This is a genomic window from Micropruina sp. (assembly GCF_047602385.1).
In the GTDB taxonomy this organism is placed as follows: domain Bacteria; phylum Actinomycetota; class Actinomycetes; order Propionibacteriales; family Propionibacteriaceae; genus Micropruina.
The window spans coordinates 1-18970 of record NZ_JASGHL010000003.1 but is presented as its reverse complement, the minus strand read 5'-3'; the positions used below and the strand labels follow the sequence as shown (position 1 = coordinate 18970).

The window sequence follows — 18970 nt, the reverse complement described above, 5'->3', positions numbered from 1 at the left end:
GACCGGCTCAGGCGGGATACCTGGCCTGGTAGGCGGCCATCGTGTCGGATCGCAGCGCGTCGCCCAGTTCAGCCAGCTTGGCCCGGTCGAGCAGGGTGATCACATCGCCGGTCGGGGTGGAACTGGTGCCCCGGACCGGTGGCTGGGCCGCGCGGATGTCGGCGGAACCGCCAAGCCGCGTCGTGGTCGCGTAGTCCCACAGCGCAGCTGTGGTCAGAGATTCGTCGACGATGACGTAGCGGACGAGTTCATCGGCGACCGCGCTGAAGGTCACCGGGTTGGCCAGGGTCTCCGGTCGGAGCACCTTGAGCACCACCCCGCGCAGCACCGAGCGCTGGCGTTCGGCAAGCACCCGGTCACGGTCGGGGATCGCCGAGTCGTCGCCGACGAAGGCGAGCGCGGTTTCGCCGCGGACGGTGATCACCCCACGTTCGAAGGTGATCCCCGTCGGGGTGGTGGAACGGTACGGGTTGTCGACGGTGACGCCGCCCAGCGTCTCGGTGAGGCCGACGAAACCCTTGATGTCCACCTGGGCGACGTGCGCCATCCGGGCTCCGAGCAGGCTTTCGACGGCACGCAGGACGCCGGGGCGGTCGGCCGCCGAGAAATCTGCCAGTTGGTCCCGGATTCCGCCCACGGTTATCTCCAGGTCCCTTGGCAGGGATACCAGCTGGAGCTGGTTTCGTTCCTGGTTCAGGTGGACGACGATCACCACGTCCGTGCGATCGCTGGTGGACCGGCTGAGCACCAGGAAGTTCTGCCCCTTACCGGCGACCGGGCGGCCGTCGTAGTCCGTGGCGAGCCCCGGATCCCGCTTCAGCTGGCCGAGCGCCAGCAGCCCACGGGTCAGGTAGAAGCCGCCGATCACTAGCGCCACCCCCACGCCGACGGCGACCACACGCAGCCAGATCGGGAAACGCCGTCGGGCGCGAGTCGTGACGGCAGGCGCTCCAGGGGCCGATGGCTGGGCTGCACCGGTCGGGGGGTGGGGAGTTGTCGCACCGGGGCGGGGCAAGGCCGGTCCTTCTCTCGTCCTACAGGTCGTCCGATCCTACCCGGGCGCCGCCCGGGCGTTGCACTAGGGTTTCATCACGACGCTGCCGCCTACACCGGCGCCGGATTCACCAGCGGGAGGAACGATTAGCGATTCTCTGATCGTGGTCGGGGCCGCGGGATTCGGCCGGGAAACCCTCGATGTGGTGGCCGCGATCAATCGGGCGAGCCCGGGGCGCTGGAATGTGCTCGGCGTGGTGGACGATGCCCCTTCCGCCGCCAACCGTCTGCGGCTGGCCGCCCGGGACGTCCCCATTCTGGGCGGCTTGGACGACTATTCGGCCGCTCCTGCGGCGGAGTGGTTCGTGGTCGGTATCGGAGTGCCGGCCACCCGTCAGCGGATCGCCGCCCGGCTGGAGGCCGCCGGCCTGCGGGCGGCGACGCTGATCCATCCGTCGGCGACCGTCGGTGCGAGCACGACCTTCGGTGCGGGCACCGTGGTCTGCGCCGGTGTCGCGGTGTCCAACTGCGTCGAGGTCGGCGGCCACGTCCACCTCAATCCCCAGGCGACCATCGGCCACGACGCCCGGCTGGGCCACTGCGCCTCGGTGAACCCCGGCGCGATCGTGTCGGGTGACTGCTCGATCGGCGCCCGCACCCTGGTGGGTGCCGGCGCAGTCGTCCTGCAGGGCCTCCGGATCGGCAGCGATGTGGTGATCGGAGCCGCCGCCTGCGTCACCCGGGACGTGCCCGACCAGGCGGTCGCCAAGGGTGTGCCGGCCCGCTGGCCATGACCGGGTGACTCCGGGGAGTGGACGCCGGCCAGGGATCGGGGGCTCCGCCTCGGGCCGGAGCGGACGGGCTCAGCGAGCGTCGAGAATGGGCAGATCCAGGGCTGCCCGCCACTGGCCGGCCCAGGCGGCGAACGAGTAGTGCTTACGCACCGTGTCCGCCGCCCGGACGCCCAGTCGGGCCCGCTCGGACGCCGTCGCCTCGATCAGCGAGCGCAACGGCCGGTACCAGTCGGCGGCGACGCTGAGGCCGCCGAAACGCTCCAGCGCGAGGCTGTTCGCACCGACCGGCGATCCGGCGATGGGCAATCCGGTGGCGGCGTACTGCAGCACCTTGTACGCACATTTCCCGCGGGCGAAAGGGGTGTCGCTGAGCGGCGCGATGGCCAGGTCGGCGGCATTCAGTTCGGACGCCGCGCTGGCCGGTGTCCAGGGCACGTAGCGAATCCAGTCGCGGTTCCCGAAGCCCGGATTCGGTCGACCCGTGCTGATCACCTTCAGCTCGACGCCGAGCTCACGGTGCAGCCGGTCCAGCGCCGGCAGCACCGGCAACAGGTAGCGCTCGGTGGCCATCGAGCCGATCCACACCAGCCGGGCGGGGGCGTCCAGCGACCAGTCGGTCTTCACCAGGTAGTCATCGGGCTCGATGCACGACGGGATCATCACCACGTTGTCGTGCAGGTCGGCGGCGACCTCGGCGAGCAGATCGTTGCCGGCGATGACCACATCGGCGGCACGTACGCAGGTCTCGAATTTCGCCGTCGCGTCAGCCACCCGGTCGCGCCAGTTGACCACCAGGTGAATGGCGTCGTCGAAGTCGAAGACGGCGTGCGCGGACTGCCCCAGCAGTCGCCGTTCGATGCCGCCGCGGCTCAGCGGGCTGGCCGACCGGGACAGGATCACCCGGCGCCCGGTGAGGTCCAGCCGGCGTAGTCGTCGCTCGGCGGCCAGTACCTGGGGCAGATGGCGGGCCAGGGTGCCGGGGCGGCCGTTCGGCAGGCCCGCGTAACACTGGGCCTCTGCCCGCAGGCCGAGATGGGCGAACCAGTCGTACAGTCGCACCCGGGTGCTGCCCGCGCGGACCGAGTAACTGGACAGCGCGACCAGGTCGGCGTCCGCGGTGCTCGTCAGAGGTTCCGGAACCACTCCACCGTCCTCTCCAGGCCGGTGACCAAGGGCACCGGCTCGATCTCGGGGAAGAGCCGGTGCAGGGTGGCCGGATCGGCTTTCGAGTGCCGGACGTCGCCGGCCCGTTCGGCGCCGTGCTGCACGGTCAGCGATCGGCCGAGGATCCGGGACAGTTCGGCGATCAGTTCGTTCAACGAGGTGTTCGTTCCGAACGCCAGGTTGACCGGTTCGGGATGGGTGGCTCGGCGCTGGGCCGCCGCCAGCAGGGTCCTGCACACCGTCTCGACGAAGGTGAAGTCGCGTGAGGTCAGCCCGTCGCCGTTGACCGGCAGCGGCTCGCCCCGCAGTGCCTTGTCGATGAAGATCGGAATGACTGCCGCATAGGCGTGACCAGCCCGCTGGGCGGGTCCGTAGGCGTTGAAGAACCGGAAGGCGAGCGTGTCCAGGCCGAAGGACTGCTGGAAGGCCAGCGCGTACTGCTCGGTGGCCAGTTTGCTGACCGCGTAGGGGCTGAGCGGCCGGACCCACTCCCGTTCGTGCTTGGGCCGGGCCGGGTTGAGTCCGTACACCGACGATGAGGAGGCGACCACGACATGCGCCACCTCGGCCCGCCGGGCCGCCCGCAGCACGGCCAGCGTTCCGGTCGCATTGACCTCATGGGTGGTCACCGGGTCGGCGATGCTGCGCGGCACGCTGCCCAGCGCCGCCAGGTGGACGATCGAGTCGGCGCCGGCGACGGCGCGCGCCAGCGGTCCGGGATCGAGAATGGACGCCTCGATGAACTCGACGTCGAGACCGGTGAGATTCTCCCGGTACCCGGTCGACAGGTCGTCGATGATCGCCACCTCGGCGTCCGCGGCGAGCGCGATCCGGGCCAGGTTGGATCCGATGAAGCCGGCGCCGCCGGTGATCAGCAGTCTCACGTCGTTTCTCGATTCACACTAGCTCGGTATCGGTGGTCCAGTGGCCGCGCATGGCGGCGGACACCCCGGACCAGATTCGTTCGGGGCGATAGTCCCGCTGGGCGCGTTCGGCGGCCGCAGCGCCGAAGCGTTCCCGTTCGCCGGGGTCGGCGCCCAGCCGGTCGATCGCCTCGACCAGGGCTGTGGCATCGCCGACCGGCACGGTCAGCCCGGTGACCTCGTGGACCACCGCGTCCACCGCACCGGTGGCGTCGCTGGCGATACTGGGGACGCCGGCCGCGGCCGCCTCGAGCACGACGTTGGGAAAGCCCTCGCGCAGGGTCGGCAGGCAGAGCACGTCCATGCACGCGTAATACGGGGCCACGTCGTCGGTCCAGGGCACGTGGACCACGGGAACCTCGCACCCGGCCAGGGCCGCCGCGATCGACGGCTCGTCCACGCTGCCGATCAGCAGCAACGCGCGGGGGACCCGGGCGCTGCCGACGGCGTCCAGCAGGGTGCCGATGCCCTTGTCCGCGACCAGCCGGCCGACGAATCCGACCACCAGCGCGTCGGCCGGTAGGCCGAGCCGACGCCGCAGTTCCGGAGCGTCGGCCGCGGCCGCGCGGGCGGCGATCGCCGCCGCGTCCACGCCGTTGCTGCTGCCGTCGCCGATCAGCCGGGCCGGTGTGCCGCCGAGCAGCCGTTCCCCCCTCAGCACCGCGCCGAGGCTGCGGCTGACCACGATCACCTCGCTCGACAACGCGATGGTCAGCCGCTCGGTCAGCCACAGCAGTCGCCGCGACAGCCCGCTGGCGCCCTCCAGGCGGAGCCCGCGGATCACGTAGATCCGCCGGGGCACCCGCGCCAGCCACGCGGCCAGCGAGCCGATCAGGCCGGCCTTCGGGGTGCTGACGTTGGTCACCTCGGGCCGCACCCGGCGGATCAGCCGGTACCAGGCCAGCAAGGCGCCGAGGTCGCGCAGCGGGCTCGGTGTGCGCGCCATCCGCACCGGGTGCGCGGTGCACCCCTCCCTGGCCGCGCCGGCATCAAGGCCGGGACCGGGGGAGCAGGCCAGGTGGACGTCCCAGCCCTGAGCGGCCAGCCAGCCCAACTGGCCCCGGAGCAGGGTCTGGACGCTGGTGCCGACGGTCACGCCGTAGAGGACGGTCTGTGCGGTCATCGATCAGAGCCTGGTCACTGTGCCGCCCACGTCCAGGACGCCGCGGGTGTCGAGCAGCTGGGCGCCGCTGGCGACCAGTCGGCCGAGGTCGTAGGCGGCATGTGCCTGGAGCAGCACCACCAGATCGGCGCCGGCCGCGGCGGCATAGGGATCCGGCACGGACTCCACCGCCGCGCCTCCGGCCGTCCAGCCGGTGACCAGCGGATCGTGATAGGTGATCCGGGCGCCCTGCTGGATCAGCCGCGCTGCCAGCGGAGCGGCCGGCGTCTCACGCAGATCCGCCACATCCGGCTTGTAGGTGACGCCGAGCAACAGCACGTGCGAACCGCGGACCGGGAGTGCGCGCCGGTTCAGTTCGTCGGCCACCCGCTGCGCCACGTACAGCGGGGCGGCGTGGTTGACCTCCTCGGCCAGCTCGACCATCCGGAAGGAGTAGCCGAGCAATGCCCGGACCCGGTGGCTCAGGTACGAGGGGTCGACCGGGATGCAGTGCCCGCCGACGCCCGGTCCGGGACGGAAAGCCATGAAGCCGAACGGCTTGGTCTCGGCACAGTCGATCGCGTCCCACAGGTCGATGTCGAGCTCGCGACTGAACCGCACCATCTCGTTGACCAGGGCGATGTTCACATGCCGGAAGGTGTTCTCCAGCAGCTTGGCCATCTCGGCCTCCTTGGCGCCCTTCGCGCTGACCACCTGGTCGACGAACCGGCGGTAGAACTCGGTGGCGCGGCTGGTGCACTCCGGCGTGAGTCCGCCGACCACCTTGGGGGTGTTGCGCACCCCGTACTCGGTCTGGCCGGGGTTGATCCGTTCGGGCGAGAAGGCGATGTGCACCGACGAGCCGACCACCAGGCGATCGCCGCAGACTCGCGGCGCGAACACCTCCTCGGTGGTGCCCGGGTAGGTGGTCGACTCCAGCACGCACAGGGTGCCGGGACGGACCCGGGCGCCGATCAGGTCCGCAGCGGACTCCACCGCGCCGAGATCGGGGCCGCCACCCGGCCCGAGCGGGGTCGGCACACAGACCAGCACCACATCGGCCTCGGCCAGGCAGTCCGGGTCGGACGTCGCGCGGTAGCCGTTGGCCAGCCCGGCGGCGAGCTGGTCCGGGCCGACGTCTCCGATATGTGACTCGCCCGCCTGGAGGGCCGCGGTGACGGAGGTGTTGGTGTCGAATCCGGTCACCGTCATGCCGGTCTCGGCGGCCCTCAGCGCCATCGGCAGCCCGACATAGCCCTGGCCCATCACGACCAGCCGGGTGGGTGGGTCACTGGGCAGCACTCGCTCACTGGACAACGGTCACTCCCGTCCGGGGGGCGTCGAGCTCCCCCTCTTCGTTTCCACTCAGGTCGCAGCGGGTCAGCCGCACCTTGCGCACGGTCGACGCGGCCTGCAGCCCGAACCTGCGGGCACCCCGCGAACTGCACTCGGTGAACGTCATATCCGATCCGCCGCCGAGCAGGATGCCGCTGAAGAAGCCGTCCGGTTCCCGTGAGTTGGACAGGAACTGGGTTCGGCTCACCCGCAGCCGCCGGACGCCGCTGAGCAGCCTCAGACCCTCCCGGTTGCTGTCCACCACGTCCACCCGGTCGAGTTCGACGGTTCCGCGATTCAGCTGGGACGCGGGGTCGGTGCCACGCCGGCTCTGCACCGCCACTCCGACGTGATTGCTGGTCACCAGGCTGTTCGTGATCAGGACGCCGCGCGGTCGGATCAGCGTGATCCCGGCCCACAGCGACGTGTTGCCCGAGGGCATCGCGTTCTTCTCGACCGTGCACTGATCGAGCCGGACCGAGCCCGGCAGGTCAGGGCTGCTGCGCTGCATCACCAGCAGGAAGCCGCGGGCGGCGTTCCCGGTGAACGCGCACCGGGTGAACTCCAGGGCCCGGATCGGCGCCCGCGGGTCGTTGGGCTCGATGTCGACGCCGGCCATCGGTGCCGTCCGCCCGTTCGCGGAAAAGATCGAGTCGGTGCAGGTCAGCCCGGTGCAGGCGGTGATCGACATGCCGTTGCGATAGTTGTGCTGGCTCTTCACCGAATGGATGGTGATGTCCTGGCAGGCGGTGGTGTGGGTGCCCAGATAGATCCCGTCGCCGCGTGCGTTCTGGGTGATCAGGCCGGTGAGGGTGATGCGTCGTGAGTTGTGGACGCGGATCACGTGCTTCCACTCGGTGGCAACCCGGACCTGCTTGGCGTTGCCGTCCCAGATGCCGCCCTCGATCCGGACATCGCGTGCTCCGCTGATCGCGACCAGCGGCTCCTGGGCTCCCGGAACGTCACTGACGAACCGGGCACCGGCCGCGACCAGATGGACCCCGGACGGCATCCGCAGCACGGTCCGCCTGCGGTAGGTCCCAGGCCGGACCACGACCCGGCGGAGGGCGCCACCGCGAAACGGCGGCAGCGCGGCCAGGGCGCGATCGAGGCGGTCGCCGTCGATGCCGCCGCCCGGCGCTTTCGCCAGGGCGAACCGGGGCTGGGGCACCGTACGCGGCCCGGCCGGCGGCGCGGACGCCGTTGGCGGCCGCGGAGCCGGGCTGGCGGGTACCGTGCCGCTGGGCCGGGGGCTGCCCGGCCCAAGGCCGGGGGATTCCGACGGCGACGCAGCGGGCGTGGTCGATTGAATCGGCAGCGCCGCGGTACATCCGGCGAGTACCGCGAGCGAACCGAATCCGAGCAGTGTCCGGCGATGAATGGGGGTATTCAACGTTCGTTTTTCCCTGGGGTCTGGGTTTGGGTCGGGGGTGGTGCGGCGATCAGCACGGTCTGGCTGCCGGGCTTATGTAGTTCGGCTAACACGCGGCGCGCCGCACGGGTGCGTGTTCGCTGGCCTTCGGATTGGTGAGTGAGCGAGCGTACAGCGAGTTCGAGGAATGTGACGCCGAACACCGCCGCACCGGACAGGATGGATGGCCGCCACCATTGTCGCGCATAGCGGACCCGGCTGACTCGTTGGGCTACGAACGCCGTTCCGGAGGAACGCTGGAAGCTGTGCCCGCCGACGTGTTCGCCCCACGGCGCATTCACCAGCAGGCAGGCGCCATTCGCGCGGATCCGGGAGCACAGGTCGACGTCTTCGTAATACAGCTCGAAGCGTTCATCGAAACCACCCAGTTCGCGCCAGCGCGACGCGCTCATCACCATCAGCGCGCCGTCCAGTTGGTCGACCGGTCGTATCGTTCCGGCCGGCGCCGGCCGCAGTCGGTAGGCACGCGAACCGAGCAGCGCCTTCGCCGCCTCGCGCCGGAACGTGGTGGCCGGCCGGGCGTTGACGCCGCGCGCGTCCCTGGGCGAGGCCAGCCGCCCGGCCACCACGTTGCGGCTGCCCGGGTCGGCCACCGCGATCAGGTCGGACAGCGTCCTGGTCAGCCGGACGTCGGGGTTGACCACGGCGACGTAGCCGGCCCCGGCCAGCCCGGCGAGCCCAAGGTTGGCCGCTCGCGCGTAGCCGAGGTTCGCACCCGGGTCGAGGTAATCGACCCGGCCGTCCCCGGCGAGGGCCGCGCAGATCGCGGCTGTTCTGGCGTCGCCGGCATTGTCCACCACGCAGACCCGCGCGGCGGGGTCGGCAAGGATGCCCTCGAGGCAGGCGCCGATCGTGTCGGCCGAGTTGTGCGCCACCACGACCGCGGCGATCTCACTCATCGGCGCTCACCACCGGCGTCCGGGTCCGCCTCAGCACAAGGCCCACCAGCGCGGCCTGGGCGCAGTAGATGGCCGACGAAGCGACCGCCGCACCGACCGCGCCGGCCCCGATGATGGCCGGGAAGTAGGCCAGCGACAGCAGCGCCGAGCCGATGCCCACGATCATCGACGACCGCTGGTCCGAGCGGGCGAACAGGCTGGCCAATCCGATCCGGGCCACTCCCTGGACCACGGTGCCCGGCACCAGCAGGGCGATCAACAGCGGTGTCTGGGTGAACTCGGGGAGCAGGCGGGGGATCAGCCAGGCGCCGCCGGCCATCAGCAGCAGCGCGGTGGGTATCGCGACGGCCAGATAGATCCCGAGGATCCGACGGAGTCGGGTTTCGTGGGCGGGCAGCGAGTTGCCCTCGCGTCCGACTCCGAAGGTGGCCATGCTGGCGGTCTGGGCGAGCAGGAAGACGACGTTCGCGACCGGGGACGCGACGGAGTAGAGGCCGACCTCCCGGATCGGTGCGAAGGCGCCGAGGATCGGGATGTCCGCTCGGAAGAGCAGCTGCTGGCCCAGGCTGCCGACATGGGCGGCGGCGGAGTCGGTGAGCACGGAACGCACCGGGATCGTGGTGCCGCCGTCCTGACTCAGCCGCCGCAGCACCGGAAGCGCGGCGAGCGAGGTGACCACCGAGGCCGCGGCCCAGCTCAACAGCACCGGCGTCGGCGACCGGGTCAGGAAGGCACTGATCAGGCCCAGTGCGAGCCCGAGCAGGGCATTGATCGTCACCAGGCGTCGGTACACGGCGGCGAGGCCGACGCCCTGGATGGTTCCGGTGGCGAAGGACTGGATCAGCAGCACGGCCGCCAGCACGCAGATCAGCACGCCCTCGACCGGGCCGAGCGTGGTGCCCTGCGGCAGGGCGAGGCTGATCGGCACCCCCACCACCAGCACGGCGAGGGCGAGCAGCGCGGCCACCTTGAGCTGGTGCCTGATCGCGCCGCCGTCGCCGGACCGGTAGGCGTTCGCCGCCCCGACGTGCAGGCTGAACGACACCGCTTGGGCGATCAGGTTGGCGGTTCCGATGACCAGCGCGAACACCCCGCGGCCGTGGGCGCCGAGGGTGCTCGCCGTGAACAGCGTCAGCAGCATGGACGCCGACACGGCGATCAACTGCGAGGCGAACAGGTCGATGACATCGTCCGAAATCGCCGAGCGCAGCCTCCTCAGCACGACGCTGCGTCGAGCGGCGGGAATTCCGCTGCCCTGCGATCGGCCGGGATCATGCCTTTCCCCTTGTCTTCGGAGCGCTGGGTCCAATGCATCGGCGAAAATGGTAGCCCCGGATGGTGGGGGCCATGTCCTATACTTCCACATCTATGCACCCCCATGCTGCCCCGCTTATCGAACGTTCTCGACACCGTCTAGTGTCGATCAGCGTTGCCGTTTGGCGTTTCTTCGCCGGTCTCGGCGCGCACTCCTACGCATTGCTGGTGTTGCTTGTCTGTGCCGCCTTACCGGTGCGGTTCGGGGTGCCCGCTTTGGGTCGTTCCATATCGATCTTTGACCTGGCTGTGGCGGTGTTGTTCGTTCCGTGGCTGCTCCTGGTCCGGCGTCAGGGCTGGCCGCGGGTGCCGCGACCCTATCTGGTGCTGGGCCTGTCGATGCTGGTGCTCGGGGTGGTCTCGCTGCTCTGGACGGTCGATCGTGGCGACACCGTGGTCCACATCGTGGTGAGCATCGAGTCGCTCCTGGTGTTCGCCTATGCAGTGACCTTCCTGCGCTCGGTGCGGGACCGGTCCTGGCACCGGTGGGCGCAGCTGCTGCTCGTGCTGCTGATCGTTCCCGGGGTGTTGCTGTGGCTGCACGTGCCCGGCTTTCAACCGCCCAGTGAGGTGGTCCCTCGCTCGGGCGACTACTGGTCGTACTACGTGCGGCTGAGTCATCCGTGGATCGGCCGGTCCAACAATCTGGCCACGCTGCTGGTGCTGCTGCTGGTGCCCCTGGTCAGCTGGGCGATGCGGACCCGCAAGGCGTGGGACATCGGCTGTGCCCTGGCCGCCGCGGTCGCGTTGGTGCTCACCTTCAGCCGCGGGGCGCTGGTCGCGCTGGTCCTGGTCACCGCCGTCTATCTGCTGACCACCAAGGCCTGGCGTCGGGGAGTGTTGCGGGCGCTGCGTTGGCTCGTCCCGGTGGTGGTCCTGGCCGGCGTGGTCACGGCGGTGAATCCCACCATGGGCCGGCTGGTGCTGGCCAGGCTCAGCATGGCGAACGTGGACGCGCGCTTCGACCTGCTGGCCGGCTTCTGGGCAGACCTGGGTCGGGGCTGGTTGCTGGGCGCCGGGGCGGGAACCGGTGTCGACGTGCACAACACCTACGCGCAGCAGGTCCTTGCCTTCGGTGTGCCGGCCGGGCTCGCGCTGTCGGCCGTCCTGGTCTGGACCGGCGTGTGGTGGGTTCGCCGCAATCCGAGCACCAGGCCGGTCCTGCAGCGGATCGTCGGCGTGGGCGTGGCCGCCGTCCTGCTGTCGTTCGCGGTGGAGTCGAGCTTCGAGGGGAATCTGCTTCGGCCGTTGATCTGGCTGGTGTGGGGCATGCTGGTGGCGCTGGTGTTACGGACGTCCCAGCGGGTGGTTCCCGGTTCCGGCGCACACACCGATGTGGCCGCCGGCACCCCCGTGTCTGCCGCCAAGGCCTGAGCGGTGACGGCGCCAGACGGGCGCTGCGTTGCGGCGGGGTCGCGTGGCAGTGGTCCGGACAGCTGGCGGAGTGGCCCGTTTCGCTACGCTTACCCAGCGTGACCGACGTATTCGAAGAGCTGTCCTGGCGGGGCCTGATCGCCCACTCCACCGATGCCGACGCGCTGCGCGCGCACCTGGACGCCGGACCGATCACCTTCTACGTCGGTTTCGATCCCACCGCACCCAGCATCCACATGGGCAATCTGGTGCAGATCATGGTGGCCCGGGCACTACAGCGAGCAGGGCACCGCCCGATCTTGCTGGTCGGCGGCTCCACCGGCCTGATCGGTGACCCGAAACAGGCCGGCGAGCGCTCGATGAACCCCAGGGAGCTGGTCGGCGAATGGGTGGCCCGGATCCGCGACCAGGTCAGCCGGCTGATCTCGTTCGACGGCGACAACGGCGCGGTGGTGGTGAACAACTACGACTGGACGGCCGAGCTGTCGACGCTGGACTTTCTGCGCGACGTCGGCAAGCACTTCCCGGTGAACCGGATGCTCGATCGCGAGGTGGTCAAGGCCCGCCTCGAGTCCGGGATCTCCTACACCGAGTTCTCCTACGTGCTACTGCAATCGCTGGACTACCGCGAGCTGTTCCGGCGGCACGGCTGCACCCTGCAGACCGGCGGTTCCGACCAGTGGGGGAACATCACTGCAGGCGTCGAGCTGATCCGCCGGTCCGAGGCGGCGAAGGTGCACGCCCTGGCGACGCCGTTGCTGACCAAGGCCGACGGCACCAAATTCGGCAAGACCGAGTCGGGAACGGTCTGGCTCGATCCGGCGATGACCTCGCCCTACGCGTTCCACCAGTTCTTCCTGAACTCCGAGGACGCCAAGGTGCTGGACTACCTGAAGGTGTTCAGTGAGCGACCCAGGGCGGAACTCGAAGAGATTGCCGCACGGTCCGCCGAGGCGCCGCACCTGCGGATCGCCCAGCGCGCCCTGGCCGACGACATCACCGACCTGGTGCACTCGGTCACCGAGCGCGAGGCTGCGACGGCGGCGGCCCAGGCCATCTTCGGACGCGGCGAACTTGCCGGTCTGCCGGCTGACACCCTGCGTGCGGTGGGGGACGAGCTCGGGGCCCGGCTGCTGCCCGGTGACCAGGGGCTGCCCAGCATCGTCGACGCGCTGGAGGCGTCGGGGGTGGTGGCCAGCAAGTCGGCGGCCCGTCGGGCGATCTCCGAGGGCGGCGCCTACCTCAACAACGCGAAGGTGACCGATCCATCGATGCAGCTGACCGCGGACGACGTGCTGGCCGGTGGGTTGGTGGTCCTTCGCCGCGGACGTCGCACCGTCGGCGCCGTGAAGGTGGAAGTCGGCCTCACCGATCGGATCGCGCCTACGGACGCCGTGTCGGCGGTCCTGCGGCCACAGACTCCGCTGCACCCCTAGCCAGAAGGCAGACACGCCCGGGCGTCGGGCCGGATTTGACCGCGTGCGGCCGGCTCCGTAGTGTTTACCAAGCCTTCTCGGTGAGACGGACGGCCTGGAGAGATTCGGGGCGGACGGGCCGGAGGGATTCCAATCCAGAGCAGTGCGGGTACGGTGTGTCTCCAGGTCAGGAGCCGCCTAGGCCTGGTGTTTGTTGTGGGGTGGGTGGGGCAGGATAGCTTGGTTTGACACCGAGCACAAGCCCTTGTAAGGTAGGTCGAGTTGCCCCAAGCGGCGGTCGTGAGGCTGAGGCGTGGTGCGCACCCGAATCTTGAGAACTCAACAGCGTGCTTGAAAGTCAATGCAATGTGCACCCTTCGGGGTGTGCGAACAACGAATATCCCGTCCCTTGAGGCTGTTGTCTCTTGGACGTGATTCCTTTGATTATTGATAGATCCAGCAATGGATCCTGTCAGTGTCAGGCAATCCTTTGACAGCACATGCCGGCTTCGGTCGGTGCTGAAAGTTTTCAACGGAGAGTTTGATCCTGGCTCAGGACGAACGCTGGCGGCGTGCTTAACACATGCAAGTCGAACGGTGATGAGGAGCTTGCTTTTCTGATCAGTGGCGAACGGGTGAGTAACACGTGAGCAACCTACCCTTGACTCTGGGATAACAGTTGGAAACAGCTGCTAATACCGGATATGAACCTCTTAGGCATCTGGGAGGTTGGAAAGCTCCGACGGTCAGGGATGGGCTCGCGGCCTATCAGCTTGTTGGTGAGGTAATGGCTTACCAAGGCGACGACGGGTAGCCGGCCTGAGAGGGCGACCGGCCACACTGGGACTGAGATACGGCCCAGACTCCTACGGGAGGCAGCAGTGGGGAATATTGCGCAATGGGCGAAAGCCTGACGCAGCAACGCCGCGTGCGGGATGACGGCCTTCGGGTTGTAAACCGCTTTCAGCAGGGACGAAACTGACGGTACCTGCAGAAGAAGCACCGGCTAACTACGTGCCAGCAGCCGCGGTGATACGTAGGGTGCGAGCGTTGTCCGGAATTATTGGGCGTAAAGAGCTCGTAGGCGGTTTGTCGCGTCGGAAGTGAAAACTCGGGGCTTAACCCCGAGCCTGCTTTCGATACGGGCAGACTTGAGGAATGTAGGGGAGAACGGAATTCCTGGTGGAGCGGTGGAATGCGCAGATATCAGGAGGAACACCAGTGGCGAAGGCGGTTCTCTGGACATTAACTGACGCTGAGGAGCGAAAGCGTGGGGAGCAAACAGGCTTAGATACCCTGGTAGTCCACGCCGTAAACGGTGGGCACTAGGTGTGGGGGACATTCCACGTTCTCCGTGCCGTAGCTAACGCATTAAGTGCCCCGCCTGGGGAGTACGGCCGCAAGGCTAAAACTCAAAGGAATTGACGGGGGCCCGCACAAGCGGCGGAGCATGTTCATTAATTCGATGCAACGCGAAGAACCTTACCTGGGTTTGACATATACCGGAAACATTTGGAGACAGGTGCCCCGCAAGGTCGGTATACAGGTGGTGCATGGCTGTCGTCAGCTCGTGTCGTGAGATGTTGGGTTAAGTCCCGCAACGAGCGCAACCCTCGTCCTATGTTGCCAGCGGTTCGGCCGGGAACTCATAGGAGACTGCCGGGGTCAACTCGGAGGAAGGTGGGGATGAGGTCAAGTCATCATGCCCCTTATGTCCAGGGCTTGAAACATGCTACAATGGCTGGTACAAAGGGCTGCGATACCGCAAGGTGGAGCGAATCCCATAAAGCCAGTCTCAGTTCGGATTGGGGTCTGCAACTCGACCCCATGAAGTCGGAGTCGCTAGTAATCGCAGATCAGCAATGCTGCGGTGAATACGTTCCCGGGCCTTGTACACACCGCCCGTCAAGTCATGAAAGTCGGTAACACCCGAAGCCGGTGGCCCAACCCTTGTGGAGGGAGCCGTCGAAGGTGGGACCGGTAATTAGGACTAAGTCGTAACAAGGTAGCCGTACCGGAAGGTGCGGCTGGATCACCTCCTTTCTAAGGAGCCTTTTGGCGAGAATTAATCAGCTCGTCCAAGCGCACGGTTTGCCACGGCGAGTGTTCGTGGGGCCGGCAGGCTACTAGTGGAACATTGACTTGAAGCCTAGTCACCAGGAGAGTCAGTACAGTCCCGAAAGGGAAGTGGAACATCTTTTGCTGGAGCGAAGCCTGAGAGCACGCTGTTGGGTCCTGAAGGGTCGGTTGCGTCTGCAACACCTTCAACAGAGCGGATCAGTTGAGGTTGCCGGTGGAAGTCGGTGATTGAGCTGGGCCCGCCCGTTTCTTGAGAACTGCACAGTGGACGCGAGCATCTTTGTAGTGAAATAACAAGCTACTAAGGGCAATCGGTGGATGCCTTGGCATCAAGAGCCGATGAAGGACGTTGTAACCTGCGATAAGCCACGGGGAGCTGGTAAACGAGCTTCGATCCGTGGATTTCCGAATAGGGAAACCTCGAAAGAAACCGGAGTAATGTCCGGCGACCTCTACCTGAACACATAGGGTAGTTGGAGGGAACGTGGGGAAGTGAAACATCTCAGTACCCACAGGAAAAGAAAACAACCGTGATTCCGTAAGTAGTGGCGAGCGAACGCGGAAGAGGCCAAACCTAGCATGTGTGATAGCTGACAGGCGTTGCATGTTGGGGGTAGTGGGGCCGCACCGACCGGGCTGTTGACCGGTCAGAGAGTAAGAAAAGAGTGTTGAAGTCGAAGGACTCTGGGAAGTTCCGGCACAGAAGGTAATACCCCTGTAGACGTAAGCCGCTCTCTCTCGTGCGTCACCCCAAGTAATGCGGAACCCCTGAAATTCCGCATGAATCTGGCGGGACCACCCGTTAAGCCTAAATACTCCTTGATGACCGATAGCGGACAAGTACCGTGAGGGAAAGGTGAAAAGTACCCCGGGAGGGGAGTGAAATAGTACCTGAAACCGATTGCCTACAATCCGTCGGAGCCTGCTGTGCCTTTTGGTATGGGGGTGACGGCGTGCCTTTTGAAGAATGAGCCTGCGAGTTAGTGGTACGTGGCGAGGTTAACCCGTGTGGGGGAGCCGTAGCGAAAGCAAGTCCGAATAGGGCGACATAGTCGCGTGCTCTAGACCCGAAGCGTAGTGATCTATCCATGGCCAGGGTGAAGCGACGGTAAGACGTCGTGGAGGCCCGAACCCACTTGGGTTGAAAACCGAGGGGATGAGCTGTGGATAGGGGTGAAAGGCCAATCAAACTACGTGATAGCTGGTTCTCCCCGAAATGCATATAGGTGCAGCGTCGCGCGTTTCTTACCGGAGGTAGAGCACTGGATGGTCTAGGGGGCCCACAAGCTTACCGAAATCAGCCAAACTCCGAATGCCGGTAAGTGAGAGCGCGGCAGTGAGACTGTGGGGGATAAGCTTCATAGTCGAGAGGGAAACAGCCCAGAACACCAGCTAAGGCCCCTAAGAGATTGCTAAGTGGAAAAGGATGTGGAGTTGCACAGACAACCAGGAGGTTGGCTTGGAAGCAGCCACCCTTGAAAGAGTGCGTAATAGCTCACTGGTCAAGTGATTCTGCGCCGACAATTTAGCGGGGCTCAAGCAATCCGCCGAAGCTGTGTCATTCGCGCTGTAACCAGGCCTTTGTGGTCCAGGTGCGCGGATGGGTAGGGGAGCGTCGTGTGCGCTGTGAAGCGGCGGGGTGACCCAGCCGTGGAGAGCACACGAGTGAGAATGCAGGCATGAGTAGCGAATGACGGGTGAGAAACCCGTCCGCCGAATATCCAAGGGTTCCAGGGTCAAGCTAATCTGCCCTGGGTAAGTCGGGACCTAAGGCGAGGCCGACAGGCGTAGTCGATGGACAACGGGTTGATATTCCCGTACCGGCGAAACAACGACCCTGCCGAGGCAGTCAATGCTAAGCACGCGAGAGCTGGTGGCGGACTTCGGTCCAAGCCGGTTTGAGTCTGTGACCCACGATTGTATTAGGCAAGCTGCGGAGGGACGCAGGAAGGTAGCCCATCCCGGGCGATGGTTGTCCCGGGGTAAGTGTGTAGGGCGGGGTGTAGGCAAATCCGCATCCCATGTGCTTGAGACATGATGCCTTTTGGAGCTACGGCTCCTGAAGTGGGTGATCCTATGCTGCCTAGAAAATCTTCGTGAGCGAGTTGTGAGCCGCCCGTACCCGAAACCGACACAGGTGGATAGGTAGAGAATACCAAGGCGATCGAGAGAATCGTGGTGAAGGAACTCGGCAAAATACCCCCGTAACTTCGGGATAAGGGGGACCTGATGTGTGACGGGATTTACTCCTCGAGCATTGAGGGTCGCAGAGACCAGGCCCAAGCGACTGTTTACTAAAAACACAGGTCCGTGCCAAGTTGAAAGACGATGTATACGGACTGACTCCTGCCCGGTGCTGGAAGGTTAAGGGGACGTGTTAGCGCAAGCGAGGCACTGAACTTAAGCCCCAGTAAACGGCGGTGGTAACTATAACCATCCTAAGGTAGCGAAATTCCTTGTCGGGTAAGTTCCGACCTGCACGAATGGAGTAACGATTTGGGCGCTGTCTCCACCACGAACTCGGCGAAATTGCATTACGAGTAAAGATGCTCGTTACGCGCAGCAGGACGGAAAGACCCCGGGACCTTTACTATAGTTTGGTATTGGTGATCGGTACGACTTGTGTAGGATAGGTGGGAGACTTTGAAGCAGGGACGCCAGTTCTTGTGGAGTCATCGTTGAAATACCACTCTGGTCGTTCTGGTTATCTAACTTAGGTCCATTATCTGGATCAGGGACAGTGCCTGATGGGTAGTTTGACTGGGGCGGTCGCCTCCCAAAATGTAACGGAGGCGCCCAAAGGTTCCCTCAGCCTGGTTGGCAATCAGGTTTTGAGTGTAAGTGCACAAGGGAGCTTGACTGTGAGAGAGACATCTCGAGCAGGGACGAAAGTCGGGACTAGTGATCTGACGGTGGCACGTGGAAGCGCCGTCACTCAACGGATAAAAGGTACCCCGGGGATAACAGGCTGATCTTGCCCGAGCGTCCATAGCGACGGCATGGTTTGGCACCTCGATGTCGGCTCGTCGCATCCTGGGGCTGGAGTCGGTCCCAAGGGTTGGGCTGTTCGCCCATTAAAGCGGCACGCGAGCTGGGTTTAGAACGTCGTGAGACAGTTCGGTCCCTATCCGCTGCGCGCGTAGGAATCTTGAGAGAGGCTGTCCTTAGTACGAGAGGACCGGGACGGACAAACCTCTGGTGTGCCAGTTGTTCTGCCAAGAGCACGGCTGGTTGGCTACGTTTGGAAGTGATAACCGCTGAAAGCATCTAAGCGGGAAGCACGTCTCAAGATGAGGGTTCCCACAGAGTTAATCTGGTAAGGCCCCCGGAAGACCACCGGGTTGATAGGTCGGATGTGGAAGTGCAGCAATGCATGGAGCTGACCGATACTAATAGGCCGAGGGCTTGTTTTTCTACAAAGATGTTACGCGTCCACTGTGCGGTTCCTGAGTAACGGTCGGGAACCGATCGACAACTCCATAGAGTTACGGTGATCATGGCGAGCGGGAAACGCCCGGCTCCATTCCGAACCCGGAAGCTAAGCTGCTCAGCGCCGATGGTACTGCAGGGGGGACCCTGTGGGAGAGTAGGACATCGCCGGACATTTAAACACCCCCGTGGTGATCAGCAATGATCACCACGGGGGTGTTTTGCGTCCCGGTTGGTGGAACGGCAGACTTGGGCGAGTGACCGACCAAAGACACCCGTCCGAGCGCGAGCGACGTCCGTCCCGAGGCGGTGGCGGGCCAGTGCGTAAGGCGAATGGCGATCGGGCCAACCGGCCAGCTGGTGAGCGGAAGGGCGGCCCGGGAAGTCGCAGTAGCAACCGCCAGGAACGAGAGTCCTGGGGAGCCGGGGGACGCGGACGTCCGGATGGCTCGACGTCCGGCCGCGGTGAGCGTGGCAACCAGCGCGGCACGGGCGGATCACGACCCGGGCCCGCTCGGGGGACCCGCGGGGCGCCGAGCGGCGGTCGGGGCGGTGCAGCGCGAGACGGGCGGCGCGGCGGTACGGACGGCAGGGCCGATCGGCAGGCCGGCGGCGCTGCGGACTACCGCGGTGGCGAGAAGAGCAACGCGGGCCGCAGTGACGACCGGGCGCGCGGCGGCCGGCCGGACCGGGTCCAGGACGGGCAGGGACGCCCGC

Annotated in this window: 12 protein-coding genes and 3 rRNA genes; 6 read left to right on the top strand and 9 right to left on the bottom strand. The window is 66.2% G+C overall.

Features of this window, described 5'->3' with window-relative positions:
• Positions 1–7: 7 nt before the first annotated feature.
• Positions 8–883: an LCP family protein gene (locus QM711_RS09500; RefSeq protein WP_415098678.1), complete on the bottom strand. Its 876-nt coding sequence runs from the start codon at positions 881–883 to the stop codon at positions 8–10.
• A gap of 274 nt (positions 884–1157) precedes the next feature.
• Here QM711_RS09500 and QM711_RS09495 point away from each other — a divergent pair, with 274 nt between their 5' ends.
• Positions 1158–1787 carry an acetyltransferase gene (locus tag QM711_RS09495; RefSeq protein WP_415098676.1) on the top strand — a complete coding sequence of 210 codons (630 nt, stop codon included), beginning with the start codon at positions 1158–1160 and terminating at the stop codon, positions 1785–1787.
• 69 nt (positions 1788–1856) lie between these two features.
• Here QM711_RS09495 and QM711_RS09490 read toward each other — a convergent pair whose 3' ends face one another.
• The 7 genes from QM711_RS09490 to QM711_RS09460 all read right to left on the bottom strand — a co-directional run bounded on the left by QM711_RS09490 (position 1857) and on the right by QM711_RS09460 (position 9864).
• Positions 1857–2930 (bottom strand): hypothetical protein, encoded by a 1074-nt coding sequence (locus tag QM711_RS09490; RefSeq protein ID WP_415098674.1) that lies wholly within the window; start codon positions 2928–2930, stop codon positions 1857–1859.
• Positions 2912–3835, bottom strand: a complete 924-nt coding sequence (locus QM711_RS09485) for an NAD-dependent epimerase/dehydratase family protein (protein ID WP_415098672.1) — start codon at positions 3833–3835, stop codon at positions 2912–2914. The genes QM711_RS09490 and QM711_RS09485 overlap by 19 nt, the downstream gene beginning before the upstream one ends.
• Before the next feature lie 13 nt (positions 3836–3848).
• Positions 3849–4997, bottom strand: coding sequence for a glycosyltransferase family 4 protein (locus tag QM711_RS09480; RefSeq protein WP_415098670.1), 1149 nt, complete (start codon positions 4995–4997; stop codon positions 3849–3851).
• 3 nt (positions 4998–5000) lie between these two features.
• The gene (locus QM711_RS09475; RefSeq protein ID WP_415098668.1) at positions 5001–6293 is read right to left on the bottom strand and encodes a nucleotide sugar dehydrogenase; all 1293 of its coding nucleotides are present in this window, start codon (positions 6291–6293) and stop codon (positions 5001–5003) included.
• Positions 6283–7482 carry a right-handed parallel beta-helix repeat-containing protein gene (locus tag QM711_RS09470; protein WP_415098666.1) on the bottom strand — a complete coding sequence of 400 codons (1200 nt, stop codon included), beginning with the start codon at positions 7480–7482 and terminating at the stop codon, positions 6283–6285. Before QM711_RS09470 ends, QM711_RS09475 begins: the two co-directional genes overlap by 11 nt.
• Before the next feature lie 218 nt (positions 7483–7700).
• Positions 7701–8642: a glycosyltransferase gene (locus QM711_RS09465; RefSeq protein WP_415098664.1), complete on the bottom strand. Its 942-nt coding sequence runs from the start codon at positions 8640–8642 to the stop codon at positions 7701–7703.
• Complete coding sequence (locus QM711_RS09460) at positions 8635–9864, bottom strand: lipopolysaccharide biosynthesis protein (protein ID WP_415098662.1); 1230 nt, start codon at positions 9862–9864, stop codon at positions 8635–8637. Before QM711_RS09460 ends, QM711_RS09465 begins: the two co-directional genes overlap by 8 nt.
• Before the next feature lie 347 nt (positions 9865–10211).
• On the opposite strand from QM711_RS09460, the gene QM711_RS09455 reads away from it, so the two are divergent.
• The 5 genes from QM711_RS09455 to rrf all read left to right on the top strand — a co-directional run bounded on the left by QM711_RS09455 (position 10212) and on the right by rrf (position 18427).
• Complete coding sequence (locus tag QM711_RS09455; protein ID WP_415098660.1) at positions 10212–11330, top strand: hypothetical protein; 1119 nt, start codon at positions 10212–10214, stop codon at positions 11328–11330.
• Positions 11331–11428: 98 nt separating this feature from the next.
• On the top strand, positions 11429–12766 hold the full coding sequence (gene tyrS, locus QM711_RS09450) for a tyrosine--tRNA ligase (protein WP_415098658.1): 1338 nt from the start codon (positions 11429–11431) through the stop codon (positions 12764–12766).
• Positions 12767–13274: 508 nt separating this feature from the next.
• A 16S ribosomal RNA gene (locus QM711_RS09445) occupies positions 13275–14788 on the top strand.
• Between the two features lie 327 nt (positions 14789–15115).
• Positions 15116–18237: ribosomal RNA gene (locus tag QM711_RS09440) — 23S ribosomal RNA — on the top strand.
• Positions 18238–18310: 73 nt separating this feature from the next.
• Positions 18311–18427, top strand: a 5S ribosomal RNA gene (gene rrf, locus QM711_RS09435).
• Together the 16S, 23S and 5S rRNA genes form the textbook arrangement of a ribosomal RNA operon.
• A gap of 323 nt (positions 18428–18750) precedes the next feature.
• On the opposite strand, the gene QM711_RS09430 is transcribed toward rrf, so the two are convergent.
• Positions 18751–18970, bottom strand: a 220-nt coding sequence (locus tag QM711_RS09430) for a hypothetical protein (RefSeq protein WP_415098656.1), incomplete at its 5' end; no start/stop codon positions are given.

Coding starts and splice junctions, on each gene's coding strand:
- QM711_RS09465 (WP_415098664.1), bottom strand. CDS start 8,642: ATGAGTGAGATCGCCGCGGTCGTGGTGGCGCACAACTCGGCCGACACG.
- QM711_RS09480 (WP_415098670.1), bottom strand. CDS start 4,997: ATGACCGCACAGACCGTCCTCTACGGCGTGACCGTCGGCACCAGCGTC.